Below are 16,195 nucleotides of genomic sequence, written 5' to 3'. Positions count from 1 at the left end.
CCTATAATGGAGTAAAACCATAATATTTAAATATTGCCGTCACGGCCGGCGTTTTTAAATAGGCAAAAAAATCGTTAACCTGATTAGTCTGATGATTTTTAACAATCGCCATCGGGTATTCGATAGCGTTATAACTGTTCTCTGGAAATATGCCAACTACTTTAACCTTTTTACTCACCCCCACATCAGAGCCATACACTATGCCTAAAGGTGCTTCATTCAACTCAACTAATGCCATACCACTGCGAACATTATTGGTTCTGGCTAACATCGTATCAACGGTTTTCCAGGCGCCTAAAGCAACTAGTGCCTGTTTAGCATAGATACCAACCGGGACATGATCAGGATCACCGACAGCAATTCGTTCACCATTGGCAAGTGTGCGCCAATCGGTTTTTTGGCTAATTGTGATTGGTTTTAGTGTTGAATTTATTGGCGCAATAAGGACTAAATTATTACCTAACAAAGTATGGCGACTGGCATTAACCATAAGTTGTTTCTGTTGCACATAATCCATCCACTGTTGAGCAGCAGAGATAAAAATATCGGCCGGATCACCCTGTTCAATTTGTCTGGCTAACGTTGAAGAGGAAGCATAAGAAGCAATAATTTTAGTATTATGATCCTTTTGATATTGCGTTACGATATCATTTAAGGCATTGGTTAACGATGCGGCAGCAAAAACGGTCACTTTATTCTCCGCCGCCCAATTTTGGCCAATGACCAACAAAAAAAGTGCAACCGTTGCCATTATTTTGGCAATATATTTTTTCATCATTGATACCTTTTTCATTATTTTTATCGTTATATATCAGGGTATAACGAATAATGAAAACCGTATGATATCGATAAAATTAAATTGTCCTAGTTAGTTAAAAACAGTGGTAAACAGAATAAATGAGCGGTATAACAATTGCTAAACATCTGTTGTTAAAAAATAATTAGCAACAAAATACAAATAATTATATCATCTTGATAGTTAATAAAAAAATCAGCTTAAAATTTCAATGGCTAGAATTAGCTGATAAAAAACCGTTATTTTGCTTATCATTTAAAGAAAGTTATTTATACAAATTTTATTTATTAAAGAATATAAAAAATTGGCAATTAATTATTAGAGGCCTAGCTAATTAATTCAATATTATCTTCCACCCTGCTATAATTGTGTCACCATAAGTTAAATAATGATATTTTAAAAATAATAAACCGCTAACCCTTGCTGAATAAAATAAAACAACATTGGACAATCTATGAACGACAAACCATTATCATCGGCAACAAACATAGATCAAGGACAACTCAAACGAGGTTTACAAAATCGCCATATTCAACTAATTGCTATAGGTGGTGCCATAGGCACAGGATTATTTATGGGCTCAGGCAAAGCTATCTCTTTAGCTGGCCCATCCCTTATTATTTATTTAATTATCGGCTTTGTTTTGTTTTTCGTAATGAGGGCCATGGGGGAACTACTCCTTTCCAATTTAAATTATAAATCCTTTAGTGATTTTTGTGCTGAACTATTAGGCCCATGGGCCGGCTTTTTCGTTGGCTGGACTTATTGGTTTTGTTGGGTGATCACCGCAATCGCAGAAATTGTTGCTATTACTGCCTATATTGGTTACTGGGCACCTGATTTTCCGCCCTGGCTGACTTTATTACTTTGCATACTCTAGTTATTAACCCTTAACCTGGTCTCGGTTTCCTTATTTGGTGAAACAGAATTTTGGTTTGCGATTATCAAAATCATTGCCATTGTCTTTCTTATTTTGATTGGCGTAATATTAGTGATTATCGGCTTCAAAACGCCTACCGGTCATATTGCATCCTTCAGCCACCTGTGGAATGATGGCATCTTTCCCATGGGCATTAACGGTTTTTTTGCCGGTTTCCAATTAGCCATCTTCTCTTTTGTTGGTATTGAAATCGTTGGCGCCACCGCTGCCGAAACGCGCGATCCAAATCGAGTGTTACCAAAAGCGATCAGTGCCATTCCGTTTAGATTTATCGCCTTTTTCCTTTCTTTAGTGGTTATTATGTCAGTCACCTCTTGGCGTGAGATTGCTGCCGATAAGAACCCATTCGTCGAATTGTTTGTCTTAATTGGTGTACCGGCTGCGGCCAGTATTGTCAAATTTGTGGTGCTGACTTCAGCCGCTTCCTCTACCAATAGTGGCGTCTTTTCCACCAGCCGGATGTTATGTGGGCTAGCCAAGGAAGCCAATGCCCCCAGCCAATTTAGTCAATTATCGAATAAAGCAGTGCCAGTTAAGGGATTATTTTTACCTGCTGTTGCCTGAGTATGGCAGCGTTATTGTTATATATTTGTTTTTAATACTATTTTTTGTGTTTTTTTTAATATTGCTAACCTTAGAAAAAGATACTCGCCAGGCGCTATTGGCGGTACCCATTTGGTTTGCGATGTTATTAATTGGTTATCAAATCGCTAAAAAACGTAAAACTTCTTGCTAATTAATCTAACCATGGTGGTTTGCCTAAAATCACCATTTTCAAGTTACCGATAAAATAATTAGTGGCTAAAAATAGCATCAAGCCATGAAATCATTACTATTGATCGGGTTATATAACAACGTCGATGCATTAGTTAGCAAAACGATAAATTTAGCGCGTCTATTAGTTGCGACTTATTGACTGGCTTTATACTCAGCTTCCGCTTTAATAAAGCGTTTCACTGCGCTCTGGCTAGGGGCGGTAGTTAAAAGGCTAACGACAACAATGGCGATTGAGGCAAAAATAAAACCGGGTATAATTTCATACAAACCAAACCACTTATATTGCATCCATATCAATACCGTTAAGGCACCGACCAGCATACCGGCTAAAGCACCATAGCGATTCATACGTTGCCACAAGACAGAAATTAAGATCACTGGACCAAAGGCCGCGCCAAAGCCCGCCCAGGCGTTGCTAACCAAAACCAATACTTTATTATTGGGATCACGAGCAATAAAAATAGCCATTGCCGCCACCACTAACACCATGGCACGACCAACCCAAACTAACTCTCGCTGGCGAGCTTTAGGTCTGATAAACGGTTTATAGAGATCTTCAGTCAACGCACTGGCACAAACCAATAATTGACAACTTAAGGTGCTCATCACAGCAGCTAAAATGGCTGATAACAATATGCCGGCCAGCCATGGATTAAATAAAATAATGGCTAATTCCATGAATACCCGCTCAGGATTAGCCATAACCGCACCGGCAACGGCGGGATGCAGATCAAAATAAGCAATGGCAAAAAAACCAACCGCAATCGTGCCTGCTAAGCAGAGTACCATCCAGGTCATACTAATACGCCGTGCCCGGTTAATAGTTTGCGCTGATTCAGCTGCCATAAAACGTGCTAATATATGCGGTTGGCCAAAGTAGCCCAAGCCCCATCCCAATAAAGAGATAATGGCAACAAAATTTAATCCTTTAAACATATCTAGATATGCGGGATCTTTATTGTCAATGAATGTTACCGCGCTGTCCAAGCCACCGACAGCAAAAATCACCATGATTGGTGTTAACAATAAGGTAAAAATCATCAAAGTGGCTTGTACCGTATCCGTCCAGCTAACGGCTAGAAAACCGCCCCAAAAAGTATAAATAATGGTGGCTAATGCACCTAGCCACATCGCTTGCTGATAACTTATGCCAAAAGTATTTTCAAACAGTAATCCGCCGGCAACCACACCGGAAGCACAATAGATAGTAAAAAAAACCAAGATCACCAAGGCCGAAACGATACGCAACATTTTACTTTTATCTTCAAAGCGGCTGGTAAAATAGTCAGGTAATGTAAGAGAATTATGATTATTTTCGGTTTGCACGCGTAATCGCCCAGCGACTAATCGCCAATTTAAATAAGCGCCTAAAGATAAGCCGATCGCAATCCAGCTTTCCGCTATTCCGCTTAGAAAAATAGCACCCGGTAATCCCATTAATAACCAACCACTCATATCTGATGCACCAGCAGAAAGCGCCGTTACTACCCCACCTAAACGACGTCCGCCTAAAATGTAATCATCAAAACTAGTTGTTGAGCGATAGGCCCAAAAACCGATTAACAACATCACAAAAATATAAATCACAAACATAATTGTCATTGGGTAGCTTAATGTCATCTGTCCCTCTCCATCGTTTTTCTCTTTTTTAGTTTTGTTATGTTAGTATGCAGGCATGTAAGTTATAATTTTGAATTAACAAAAATTAGACTTATTTTTAACGCATAAACTGACTTTTTATTTTCCTATTTTTCCTGAAATTTTATTTTGATGAAAATATAATCAACTCAATAAATAAACCATAAAATAACAAAAAATTAATAGTTGTTGGGGCAATAATCAGAAAACTAGCCACAAATGTTAATTTGTTTGGTGATATATTTAGTTAAATAATTATAACATTAATTAAATTAATATTTTTTTATTTATGTTTCAGCAAGATATAACAATACTTATAATAAAATCTATTTTAATTAATACAAAAATAGATTGATTTCACATTTCTCACACTTTCATTAGTTAACAATATTGCACCAAATTAAAACATAAAGGATATTGTTAAATTACCGACTTCTAACTATCAGCAAAAGCATAAGAATGAGTCGCCGCATAACTGCAGTCATTCTTTCTGTTGATAAAGTAACCAGATAAGGTATTGAAACAACTTTACAACGCCTGGAACTTAGATCGATTAGTTAACAGGACAGGCAATATTTAATTATCTTAGACACTTTGATAATGAGGAAACTATGGTTCAATTCCCGGCTACCCAAGTTAATGAAAAAGAAAATTCATCTAATGACATCGCAATATGCCCTAAAACAGGAAAGCCCTCCTTTTTAAATTTTGCACAGCATATTTTACCTCAATCCGCAAAACGCTCAGCGATCACTGCAGCCTATCGATTACCTGAAACACAGCTATTACCTCCATTACTGCAACAGGCACAGCTACCAGAAACTGAGACCCAAGCGGCTTATCAGCTAGCAAAAAAATAGTGTTGGCCGTTCTAGTTTAGTCCTGAGTTTATTACAGCAATTTTTTCTCTCGTCGCAAGAAGGGATTGCGCTTATGTGCCTGGCTGAAGCACTGCTGCGCATCCCCGATAACGCTACCCGTCACATATTGATCCGCGACAAAATTAGTGGTAGTGACTGGCAGTCACATATTGGACAGAGTTAATCATTATTTGTTAATGCCTCCACCTGGGGTCTGCTAATTACGGGCAAATTAGTTGCCAGCCATCATGAAACTAAACTTACCAGTGCTCTTAACCGGATCATTAGTAAAAGTGGTGAACCCATTATTCGTCAAGCTGTGAATATGGCAATGCGGTTAATGGGTGAGCAATTTGTCACTGGTGAAACCATCACAAAAGCACTAAGTAATGCGCATAAAATGGAAAATAAAGGTTTTAGCTACTCGTATGATATGTTAGGTGAAGCGGCCTTAACCGAAGAAGATGCCAAAAGCTACATGGCTGCTTACCAACAAGCCATTGATGCCATTGGTAAAGCTTCCCACGGCAAAAGCATTTATGCCAGTGCCGGAATTTCCATTAAACTGTCTGCCCTCCATGCAAGATATTGCCGGGCTCAATATGAGCGGGTGATGTCTGAGCTTTACCCTCGTCTGTTAACATTAACCTTACAAGCACGTCATTACGATATTAGCATTAATATTGATGCTGAAGAAGCTGATAGATTGGAAACTTCCCTCGATCTGTTAGAAAAGCTGTGCTTCGAACCGCAACTAGCCGGCTGGGATGGAATTGGCTTTCTCATTCAGGCATATCAAAAACGCTGCCCCTATGTTATCGATGAGCTTATCGATTTAGCGCAACGCAGTCAGCACCGTTTGATGATCCGACTGGTAAAAGGCACTTATTGGGATAGTGAAATTAAACGCGCGCAAATAGATGGTCTTGAAGGTTACCCGGTCTATAGCAGATAGCAGAAAAATTTATACTGATGTCAGTTATCTGGCTTGTGAGCGTAAATTGCTGTCGGTGCCCAATTTGATTTATCCCCAATTTGCCACCCATAACGCCCATACCTTAGCCACGATTTATTATATGGCTGGTGAAAATTATTATCCTGGCCAATATGAATTTCAATGTTTACATGGCATGGGCGAAGGGCTATATCAACAAGTTATCGGCGCCATCGCCGAAGGTAAACTTAATCGTCCCTGTCGTATTTATTCGCCAGTCGGTAGTCATCAAACCTTGTTGGCTTACCTAGTGCGCCGTTTACTGGAAAATGACGCAAATACGTCATTCGTTAATTAGATTGCCGATCCTAATATTTCATTAGATAAACTGGTAGCCGATCCAGTGCAACAAGTGCTGGCGGCAGCTGAAACGGCAGGCCAACTGGGTTTGCCACATCCACAAATCCCACTGCTCCGTGCGTTATATGGCAGCAAACGCCTCAGTATTGATTTGACTAACGAACATCATTTGGCGGCACTGGCGCAGACCCTACTGACCACCCCACTCTGTTATCAGGTTAAACCTTTACTGGCTGGAGAACCGCCCTCGCTGGCTGAAATTTCAGCCCGACAGCCGATCACTAATCCGGCTAATCTGGACGATATCGTCGGCTATGTCCATGAAGCAAGCCTAACCGACGTCGAGCATGCGTTGGAAATTGCTACTGACGCAGCTACTCGCTGGGCGACGATCCCCGTCATAGAACGAGCTGCCATTTTGCAACAAGCGGCTAGCCTGATGGAGCAGCAATTCTCCCGTTTAATTGGCGTATTGATCCGTGAAGCCGGCAAAACCTCTTTAGTAATGCCATTGCTGAAGTGCGCGAAGCGATCGATTTTTTGCATTACTACGCCGTACAGATCAGTGATAATTTCAATAATGCAAGCTATTCGCCATTAGATGTGGTGGTTTGCATTAGTCCGTGGAATTTCCCACTGGCGATTTTTAGCGTCCAAATCGCTGCCGCTTTAGCTAGCGGTAATAGCGTATTGGCCAAACCGGCATAGCAAACACCGATTATTGCCATGCTAGCGGTTGAGTTACTGCACCAGGCGGGCATCCCCCTCGATGTTCTCCAGCTGCTGCCCGGTAGCGGCGAGCAAGTGGGTAGCAAACTGATCAGTGACAAGCGGACGGACGGTGTGATGTTTACCGGTTCCACCCAGGTGGCCAAACTGATCCAGCATAATCTTGCCGGCCGACTCAATGCTCAGCAACAACCTATTCCACTGATTGCCAAAACCGGCGGCTTAAATGCCATGATTGTTGACTCATCCGCACTGACGGAGCAAGTTGTCAATGACGTTATCATTTCAGCCTTCGATAGTACCGGTCAACGCTGCTCTTCCCTACGTATTCCTTGTATCCAGGAAGAGGTCGCTGAACGCACACTGACGATGTTAAAAGGCGCGATGGCCGAATACCAAGTCGGTGATCCTAGCCAGCTGGCAACCGATATTGGCCCGGTCATTGATAGCGAAGCACAGCAGAATATCGAACAGCACATTGCCCAGCTGCGTCAAAGGAAAAACCCTGTATCAGGCTGAGCAAACTAGCCAACAGCATGATAATTAATGGCAACAAGGCACCTTTGTCCGACCCGCCTTAATTGAAATTGACCATTTTAATGAACTGAAAAATGAAATTTTTGGCCCAGTACTACATATTTTACGCTTTAAGCGCCATCAACTAATCAGCCTGTTCAAACAAATTAATGACTCAGGTTATGGCTTAACTTTAGGGCTGCATAGCCGTATTGATAAAACTATTGCCGACGTTTGCCAGACAGCCAAAGTAGGTAATATTTACGTTAACCGCAATATGGTCGGTGCGGTAGTTGGGGTACAACCCTTTGGCGGAGAAAGACTATCGGGTACCGGGCCAAAATCCGGTGGCCCGCTTTATCTCTATCGAATGCTCAGCCAAAGACCCTCTACCATCATGGATAAACTGCTTACGCCACCAGATAATCGCTATCCAGTAAAACATGGCCAACCATCATTGCAGCCATTAACGCCCTTTGCTGCCTTCTGTGATTGGGCAAAAAACCGCCATCATGCAACTGTTGCTGCTTTTATTGACCACTATCAGCCATTGACCGCAACCGGCATCTGCCATCAACTGCCCGGCCCAACCGGAGAGTATAATAGTTATAGGCTAGTGCCCCGTGGGCGGATTTTGTGTCTGGCGGAAACAGAAGCGGATGCAGTGATCCAACTGGCAGCGGTGTTAGCTATGGGATGTCAGGTGCTATGGCCAAATAATGGCATCCAGCAGCAATTGCAGGCAGAGTTGCCTGATTTAGTCAACCAAATGATCAGGCTAACTGATAATTGGCAACTAACCGACTGCCAATTTGATGGGGTTATTTTTCATGGCGATCGCCATCAGTTACAAACCATTTGTCAGGCAGTGGCTGAGCGTGACGGGCCAATTATTTCCGTGCAAGGATATCAATCTGGAGACCAGCAGTTATTCCTTGAGCGTTTAGTCCATGAACGAGCTGTCAGTGTCAATACTGCGGCGGCCGGCGGCAATGCCAGTTTAATGACACTAGAATAATTTTTCATTTCTAACAATAAAGCCTTAGCGATTTGCTAAGGCTTTATTTATCTAATAACTGTGAAATAATTTAGTTTCTATCCATAGCAACCTTATGCTGAGTGACCAGCCCGCCAGCCTAAGAATTGCTCATATTTACGCAACGCAATATTGTAATTACTAAAGGCAGAGTCGGTCATTTTATCCTGCATCAGAGCCTGAATTTTTTCAATCTCCAATTCAGCAAGCGGAAATTGCATTTCACTTAACAACTCATCCAGCCGACGCAGCCGCACCACATATTCGCGTACGGTACTATGGCTCATTTCAGTCTCTTTAAACAGATACTGTTTAAACGACATAATATCAAAATAGCCAATATCACTATTACAATAGATTTCACTACAAAAACGACATAACGCGGTAAATTTATGCTGTAACTCGGCCCAAGCTTGCCCATCAACCAGCTCGGTCATCGCTGAAATCGCTTCTTTATTCAGAATTTGATCATTAAACACCAATGAAATCCGATCAAGGGTTTTGTTACAGTGTGCGCAGTGAATTTGACTATGTTTATAGTCTTTAATATAACGGCTCAGCGGCCGCTTCTTTTGGTTAGAAACAGACATATTAGATAAGCCCTGTGTGTAAATCGTAAACAAAAAAATAAAAAATATTATTTATCTGGATTTAAGCGCGCTCGTAGCCGTTTTATCGCCTGGCTATGTAGCTGGCTGACGCGGGATTCCCCGACATTCAACACCGCGCCTATCTCCTTCAGGTTCAGATCTTCTTGATAATAGAGCGTCAAAACCATTTTTTCCCTTTCAGGCAAACATTCTATCGCCTTTATAATATTTTTGCGAATATCAGTTGCTATTAAAGTTTGCAGCGGATTTCGCTCGTCGTCAACCTCAATCATCGGTTCTCAGCTCTCACCATGCATTTCATGCCACTCATCATAAGAGCATAATTGACTATTGTTGCTATCATGCAATAACTGCTGATACTCCGACAGACCGATGTGCAACTTATCACCAATCTCCTGCTCGCTCGCCGGCCGGCCTAGCGCTTGCTCAAGCTGCTGCATCACTTTGGCCTCTTCCCGCGCCAGACGGCGCACACTACGCGGTACTCAATCGCGGGCGCGTAATTCATCTAACATCGCGCCACGCACCCGTTGCACAGCATAAGTGGTAGCGGTACCTTGCATAGCATCAAACCGCTCTAATGCCTCCAGCAGACCAATACCGCCAGCCTGAATTAAATCATCCAGGATGCAACTCATACCCTGAGCCTAATGTATCACCTACCGCAAGACTAGAACCACCAGCATCAGTTATTTTAACGTTAGCTGCATCCAAGGCAGTTGTGACAGTAGTTCCGGTGAAAGTTAGTCGGTATCAAGTCCAGCTGCTGTTGCTGCAACTGAGTTATACTGCATTGTCGCTGTTGGTATCGTTCCCGTTGACGGTGCCGTTCCCACCGCGGCTGCTGCGAATACATTTAAATCAATATCTTTAATATCTAGAGTAGCGATAGTGGTTGCCGTTACATCTACCTCAATTTGTTCACCATAGTTGGCACCCGTTTGCAGCAGTATCTTACCAGTGGTATCTAATGTTTTATTGCCGTTAAACTCGGCTTGCTTAATAATACGGCCAATTTCTTCTATACGCTGTTTTACTTCATTTTGCAGTGTGTCAATATCTTTTTTTGAGTTAGTACCGTTACTGGCCTGCACCGCTAAATTACGGATCGCCTGCAAGTTATCATTCACCTGTGACAACGACCCTTCGGCGGTTTGTGCTAACGAGATACCATCATTGGCGTTACGCGTCGCTTGTTTCATACCCATAATGTTAGAAGTCATACCATTGGCAATTGACATGCCGGCCGCATCATCTTTGGCACTGTTAATGCGCAGGCCAGTAGATAGACGTTGGATAGTGGTGCCCAAGTTATTTTGGGTTTTATTTAATGCTTTTTGCGCATTTAACGCAAACATATTGGTATTGATAACCAGAGCCATAATAATTCCTTTATTTAAATTTAACTTTTTAATTGGCCAAAACGTTTGGCTGTTTTGATTATCGTCACAGCGGTTTGATACTTTAATTTTTTGTAGCAATAAATTAATTTGGCCTGATTATTTAACTTCTATTAACTGAGGCCGATAATCATGGTAATCAGGTTTAACTAATCAAATAGGATAGGGAAAATCATGTCAAATATGACTTCGTTGGTTGTAGGATCAGGCATGCCAATTGATCAATTGCTGGATAGCCAATGAAAAGCAAAGATTGCGACCGTTAAAACAGAAGCAACAAAAATATAATCAAAAGATCAGTGCTTATGGTTCATTGCGGGCTCAGTAGGATAAATTACAACAAGCCGCTGAATCATGAATGAAGTTTGATAAAATTAGCGACACTTCAGTCAGTAAAATCATAAGACGGTAACCGTTAGCAGCGACGAAAAAGCGGTGGCTGGTAGTTATGAGGTGAAAGTTGAGCAACTGGCGCAGGCCCAATCATTAGCCACCACTAAAGTTGATGATGTAAAGAAAAAATTGGCTGGCCCTGTTACTGTAGGCCAAGAGCGGATATTAGTTATCAAACAAAACAGTGAAAAACAGCCGCTGGAAATTAAATTAAGCGAGCAGCAAACATCACTAATTGAGATCCGTGATGCCATCAATAAAACCGACAGCAATGTCAGTGCCACCCTGGTGAAAATAAAAGAGGGTGAACACCAATTAGCACTCACTGCCAAAAAACCGGCACCGATTCGATAATGGAGATTGAAGTTAAAGGTGATAGCGAGCTAAATAAGGTTTTAAATAATAGCAAAATGCAACAAATCGTTACTGCAAAGAATGCTCAAGTAACCATTAATGGTATCAAAATTGAGCATAATAGTAATGAAATTAAAGACGCGCCTGAAGGGATTACATTTACCCTGGTTAAAACGGCAGAAAAAGATAAAGCTGATCAATCAATATCAGAAACCGTCACTGTGGCTCACGATATCGAGCCGACTAAAAAGGCGATTAAAAACTGGGTTGATGCTTACAATAATCTGCATAGTTTTTATAAAACACAAACCAAATATGAGCCAACTAAATTAGGTGAAGCGCCTTCTGCCAATAATGGCGTGCTATTAAACGATAGCAGTTCAGCAATGATCTTCTCACAAGTAAAAATATGACCTTAAATGTGCAAAATCTGCCGGATATGAATCATTTGAACCATTTTGGTATCGGTTTTAATCATGAAGGCAAACTCACTATTGATGATAAAAAACTGGATAAAACACTAAAAGATAACCCGGCGAAAGTTAAACAATTTTTTATGGGCGATGGTGAAAAAACCGGCTTTGCCACTGAAACCTTTAATTATCTTAAAAAGACGCTGGGGACCCTGGAAGGCCCACTCCACCTCACCACAGAGTCACTGAATCAACAAACAAAAATACTCGATGTGAAAATGGAAAGTGCGCAAAAGAATATTGAAACAAAACTTAAAACTCATCGGGACAAATTGATTGCGATGGATAAAGCCATCAGCGAGATAAAACAAAGCAGCAACTCTTTAATAGCCTTATTGACGAAATAAATTATGAATACATCAGCAGCTGAAACTTTATATGCTCAGGTTGATATTGAAAGCCAGGTTTTAAATGCTTCCCCTTATCAGCTAGAAATTTTATTTGATGGCGCCTTGAGTGCCTTAAAACGAGCGGTAATTTATATTGAACAAAATAATATTCAGCAAAAAAGCCGTGCTATCTCAAAAGCGGTTGGCCAGGTGACGGCGTTAGGCGCCATTGCCGGATTGCCTGAGCCTTTACAGCAAAAATTAACTAACATGTTGCAAACAATATTGCGTGATGAAAGTGAAATTCGGCAATTAATGCATAGCAGAACGAATCAACTGGCAACCTTTATTAGAGAGACCGCTCAATAGCAACAGCTGCAATGCTATTATAATCCGGTCGAACAATAAGTTTATGTGACTTAAATTATCAACTTTATTATTAAGCTAATCATCAATATCGCCCCAGTTTTATTCACTCAACAAGGGTCAATTTTATCTGTATAAACAAAAAAGACCGCTATAAGCGGTCAAAACATAATACCAGGGTAGGTAAATGATACATATTTTACTGTGGGAAATAATAAATCGGCAGGCTTTTGGATTGGCAGTTTAGCAAACAGTTAAGCCCAAATGCTCCTTGCTTACTCCAAAAATCTCCTTTGCTTGTTGCTATAGTTTATTCCTGAATAATAAGTTCTTTTATGGTTGATATTGGCTGATGATTTAAATTTTTATTACATTTTTGCGCTGTAATTATGCTTAGTAAGTAGTTTAAACCATCATAATTGTTTATTTTATTAATAATTATTTAATTTATTGTCTGTCATATTTTAATAAAGAAAATACGCAACACGATTTATAAATTCAAACAGTTTTTTTTCCAGCAAAGATTAATATAATTATCTTTAAATTTAATTAGTTACCATAAACAACAACCGCCTAAATTTTTTATTTATAATTTTAGCTGATCATTGCTAAAGACCAGCAGATAAATAACGCTAAAAAATGTTAATTGAAAATTCAACTTTACTTACGCTATTGGCAGAAATATTTGTCGCCAGGTAGAAAGATGCCGATATAAAATACTAGTAACATTATTTTATAAGCAACATGACTTATTTTTTACAAAAAAGATTGAAATATATAATTATCAACATAAAATAATTACGCAAATTATCAATAATTTAAGTCGATATGAATACTTTGATTAAAAATTTTTGCCCCGTAGTGATTTTTTGTTTATTTTCAAGTGACTAAGTTTCTACTGATCTTTTTACCGATCACGGCTGTCAATTAAATCCAAAAATTACACCAACACGGCCTGGTAATGTATGCTGCCCTGCAGATAATCCAGATGAATACTATTGCTATTTTTCATCTAAACAATCGGTTCAAGATAAAAATAATCAGTAATCGTTGATTAAAAGCAACGGCTGGTTAATATCAAATAAATTTTTCATTTTCTATTTAGTCAACTCAATCTTGACGATGAGTTTGGCATAAAGTTAAAAATTAAGTAAAAAAACTTAATTTTTAACTGAATTGTCAGTAATAAATATATTTAATATAGAAAGATATATTTTAAATATTATTAGCAAATAGAATTTGATATTTCCAGCTTAAAAATTTAATTACTTGTGATAATAGATTACAATCATTCACTTTTATCAGTCAGTAATTTCGTTGCTATTATTTATAATACCCGAATTTATCAGTACCATATAATAAAAAAAATAGCCACTTATTGGTGGCTTAGTATTAATAAATGCCCTTTAAACCGGCATATTCATGATTTCCTGATAGGCGCCAACTAACTTATTTCTCACCTGAATGCCAAACTGAAGTGATAAACTGGCCTTTTGCAGATCGACCATCACATCATTGAGCTCAACCCCGGGAGTTTCCAACGTTAATGCCTGGGCTTTCTGGCTGGCGCTCTGGCTTCTGGTTTGCTTGTAGGGCTTAAAATGAGTTGATGCGGTTGCTTTGTTGCAAGAACAGCTTTTAAGATTTGCCAGACTGATTGTTTCGTTGATTCGTGGAAGAGTAAGTTATCTTCCAGATGCGCCTCCTGCCTATTATCTCATTTTATGCACTTGAAATTTTCTATTGACACTTTTGGCAATTTGCCACGCTTTCCAGCCTTGCCATTGCCAACTGTCCAGTAGTGACCTATATCGCTAAATTGCATTTTGAACATGGGCGGCTGGGATAACATTTTCAGGCAATCCTGTTCTGATAGTGCTTTGTCGCTAAAGCGATACCAATGAACAGGTTCGCCACCACCCTTAACAATGGTTGCTTCGATTTGGTATTTCATTGGGGGTCCTGATACGAATAATTTAAGCGTAAGACTAAGCGGCTTTTTTGCGTGAACGGTAGCTTTCCCAAGTGAACGTGAGTGTACAACCCCCTCCGTCATTCATCCTGTCCATAACTCGCTCGCCAACAAAGGTTGCTAATTCTTCCTTGGGCAAATTACTAATTAATATCGTTGGCTTTAAGTTTTCATAACGACAGTTAATAATTTCAAATAAAATCATTTTTTCTACATCACTACCGAATTGGACACCCACCTCATCGATGATAAGCAGGTCTGGTGAAGCGTACATTTCAATCACATCTGACTCACGTTCTTCTGAATCCTTCGCCCACGTCGCCTTAAAATTTCGGGCAATTTTAATCGCTGATGTCAGCCTGACCGAAGCCATGAAGTTTTCGATAATCGATTTCCCTATTCCAATTGCCAAATGGTTTTTCCCTGTCCCTGGCTTACCACACATAACCAATCCGCCCCCCTGTTTCAATCTTTCAGGCCATTTTGCAGCATAGGACTTACAAACAGCTAAACACTGTCTGGCGTAACTATTGACAGGTTCATAGTTATCCAAAGAAGCCATATCAAACCGTTTCGGAACATTGAACAATCTTAGTAAATCAAGTTTGTCCTGATGAACTCGCTTGCGCTCAACCGCCCGCTGCTCCTGCTCTAGCGCTGTTATTTTTTCTCTCAGGCATTCAGGACATTCACCTTGTGTTTCTATCCCTCTCAAACTCAACAATTTTCGCTTGTAGGTTTGATATTCTCCGTGTTTCTCACAAGTGATAGTTATCTCCTGCACGACAGTATTTTCTATCACTTTCGGTTTTTGACGTGTTTCTTCCAACCGAGTTTTCAATGATTCTATTTTTGTTCGATAGTCCATGTTAAACCTCTGCCCATGAGGGAATTTCGGTTTGACCATAATCAAAATGCGAAAAATTAGTCACCATACCTGAAACCTTTCGAACAGGATTTCTTACAGCCTGTTTGTTCTGGTAATTCAGTTTCTGACTCGTGGTGATAAACCACTTCTTCGGTTTTTCGTGTTGATACTCAATATCCAGCCTCAGTAATTCACTGGGCAGATCGAGATTAGGGTAAAGTTTTTGCCAATCAGCGAAGTCTTTGTGATTGAGGCGTATCACCTTTCCCTCAAACGCATATTTTTCTGACATCGAATGAACATCAGCAGATATTTCTTCCCCTTCATCCTCACAAGCCATTTTTTCGGCTTGGGTGTTATAGGGAATCAGCAGGATTAAAACTGTGCTTGCACTGTACTTGCACGGTACTCTTCTTTTTCCTATTTATTTTCAGTAGGTTGAAATAATCCATCATGTTCCTGAACAACAGTCGGCGACAAATTGTTTGGCTGTTCATCCTGTTTAGAAGTCAATGTCGATTGATTATAACCAACATGAGAAGTGTTTAAATTTTGTTCGTTCGTTTGTTGGGTTTTAGGTTTTAAGTGCTTGTCAGATTCTTGCACTGTATTAGTATGGTGCTTTTCTGATGCTGCTTTATTATCAACAAATTGAGTCATCTATTCAGGGATTTCACTGGGTGACTCTTTACAATGAGGATTTTGATGTTTCTTCCAATTATTAATTTGGATGTAGTCATTCCCATCAACTAAATACCGAGTGATAAAATTTTTTACTGTGTAACTGGGACAATAACTTTTCACAATTCGCTTCATCATAAGGTAATACCATTGCTTTTATTT

13 protein-coding genes and 4 pseudogenes are annotated in these 16,195 nt (G+C 40.0%); 7 read left to right on the top strand and 10 right to left on the bottom strand.

Annotated elements, in window-relative coordinates:
• Position 1: 1 nt before the first annotated feature.
• Positions 2-775, bottom strand: coding sequence for a molybdate ABC transporter substrate-binding protein (gene modA / locus AC01GB_RS14640; protein ID WP_474452902.1), 774 nt, complete (start codon positions 773-775; stop codon positions 2-4).
• A 475-nt stretch (positions 776-1,250) separates the two neighbouring features.
• On the opposite strand from modA, the pseudogene AC01GB_RS14635 reads away from it, so the two are divergent.
• A pseudogene (locus AC01GB_RS14635) lies at positions 1,251-2,472 on the top strand (amino acid permease).
• Positions 2,473-2,645: 173 nt separating this feature from the next.
• Here the strand turns inward: AC01GB_RS14635 and putP are convergent.
• Positions 2,646-4,133, bottom strand: a complete 1,488-nt coding sequence (gene putP / locus AC01GB_RS14630) for a sodium/proline symporter PutP (RefSeq protein WP_474452488.1) — start codon at positions 4,131-4,133, stop codon at positions 2,646-2,648.
• Positions 4,134-4,708: 575 nt separating this feature from the next.
• Here putP and putA point away from each other — a divergent pair.
• Positions 4,709-8,568 (top strand): annotated as a pseudogene (putA, locus tag AC01GB_RS14625) (trifunctional transcriptional regulator/proline dehydrogenase/L-glutamate gamma-semialdehyde dehydrogenase); the annotation flags it as partial.
• Positions 8,569-8,660: 92 nt separating this feature from the next.
• Here putA and fliZ read toward each other — a convergent pair.
• The 3 genes and pseudogenes from fliZ to AC01GB_RS14610 all read right to left on the bottom strand — a co-directional run bounded on the left by fliZ (position 8,661) and on the right by AC01GB_RS14610 (position 10,579).
• On the bottom strand, positions 8,661-9,176 hold the full coding sequence (fliZ, locus tag AC01GB_RS14620) for a flagella biosynthesis regulatory protein FliZ (protein ID WP_474452487.1): 516 nt from the start codon (positions 9,174-9,176) through the stop codon (positions 8,661-8,663).
• 47 nt (positions 9,177-9,223) lie between these two features.
• Positions 9,224-9,823: pseudogene (locus AC01GB_RS14615) on the bottom strand (RNA polymerase sigma factor FliA); the annotation flags it as partial.
• Between the two features lie 117 nt (positions 9,824-9,940).
• Positions 9,941-10,579, bottom strand: a complete 639-nt coding sequence (locus AC01GB_RS14610; RefSeq protein WP_474452486.1) for a flagellin N-terminal helical domain-containing protein — start codon at positions 10,577-10,579, stop codon at positions 9,941-9,943.
• 235 nt (positions 10,580-10,814) lie between these two features.
• Between AC01GB_RS14610 and AC01GB_RS14605 the strand changes: the two genes are divergently transcribed.
• From AC01GB_RS14605 to AC01GB_RS14585, 5 genes are all read left to right on the top strand, one after another.
• On the top strand, positions 10,815-10,925 hold the full coding sequence (locus AC01GB_RS14605) for a flagellar cap protein FliD N-terminal domain-containing protein (RefSeq protein WP_474452485.1): 111 nt from the start codon (positions 10,815-10,817) through the stop codon (positions 10,923-10,925).
• 107 nt (positions 10,926-11,032) lie between these two features.
• A complete protein-coding gene (locus tag AC01GB_RS14600) occupies positions 11,033-11,344 on the top strand; it encodes a flagellin hook IN motif-containing protein (protein WP_474452484.1) in 312 nt (103 codons plus the stop codon).
• The gene (fliD, locus tag AC01GB_RS14595) at positions 11,344-11,757 is read left to right on the top strand and encodes a flagellar filament capping protein FliD (protein ID WP_474452483.1); all 414 of its coding nucleotides are present in this window, start codon (positions 11,344-11,346) and stop codon (positions 11,755-11,757) included. The genes AC01GB_RS14600 and fliD (AC01GB_RS14595) overlap by 1 nt, the downstream gene beginning before the upstream one ends.
• Entirely contained in the window at positions 11,754-12,164 is a 411-nt protein-coding gene (gene fliD / locus AC01GB_RS14590) for a flagellar filament capping protein FliD (protein ID WP_474452482.1), read from the top strand. The genes fliD (AC01GB_RS14595) and fliD (AC01GB_RS14590) overlap by 4 nt, the downstream gene beginning before the upstream one ends.
• A gap of 3 nt (positions 12,165-12,167) precedes the next feature.
• A complete protein-coding gene (locus AC01GB_RS14585; RefSeq protein ID WP_474452480.1) occupies positions 12,168-12,515 on the top strand; it encodes a flagellar protein FliS in 348 nt (115 codons plus the stop codon).
• Positions 12,516-13,918: 1,403 nt separating this feature from the next.
• Here AC01GB_RS14585 and fliE read toward each other — a convergent pair.
• From fliE to AC01GB_RS14560, 5 genes and pseudogenes are all read right to left on the bottom strand, one after another.
• Positions 13,919-14,083 (bottom strand): annotated as a pseudogene (gene fliE, locus AC01GB_RS14580) (flagellar hook-basal body complex protein FliE); the annotation flags it as partial.
• A gap of 146 nt (positions 14,084-14,229) precedes the next feature.
• Positions 14,230-14,466 carry a DUF1187 family protein gene (locus AC01GB_RS14575; RefSeq protein WP_474452479.1) on the bottom strand — a complete coding sequence of 79 codons (237 nt, stop codon included), beginning with the start codon at positions 14,464-14,466 and terminating at the stop codon, positions 14,230-14,232.
• Between the two features lie 34 nt (positions 14,467-14,500).
• The gene (locus AC01GB_RS14570; protein ID WP_474452478.1) at positions 14,501-15,352 is read right to left on the bottom strand and encodes an ATP-binding protein; all 852 of its coding nucleotides are present in this window, start codon (positions 15,350-15,352) and stop codon (positions 14,501-14,503) included.
• 1 nt (position 15,353) lies between these two features.
• Positions 15,354-15,692, bottom strand: a complete 339-nt coding sequence (locus AC01GB_RS14565; RefSeq protein ID WP_474452477.1) for a hypothetical protein — start codon at positions 15,690-15,692, stop codon at positions 15,354-15,356.
• 80 nt (positions 15,693-15,772) lie between these two features.
• The gene (locus AC01GB_RS14560; RefSeq protein WP_474452475.1) at positions 15,773-16,012 is read right to left on the bottom strand and encodes a hypothetical protein; all 240 of its coding nucleotides are present in this window, start codon (positions 16,010-16,012) and stop codon (positions 15,773-15,775) included.
• Positions 16,013-16,195 lie beyond the last annotated feature (183 nt).

This window comes from Candidatus Arsenophonus phytopathogenicus, assembly GCF_056113345.1.
The sequence above is the reverse complement of the archived record's forward strand: the minus strand, read 5'-3'. Positions and strand labels throughout refer to the sequence as shown.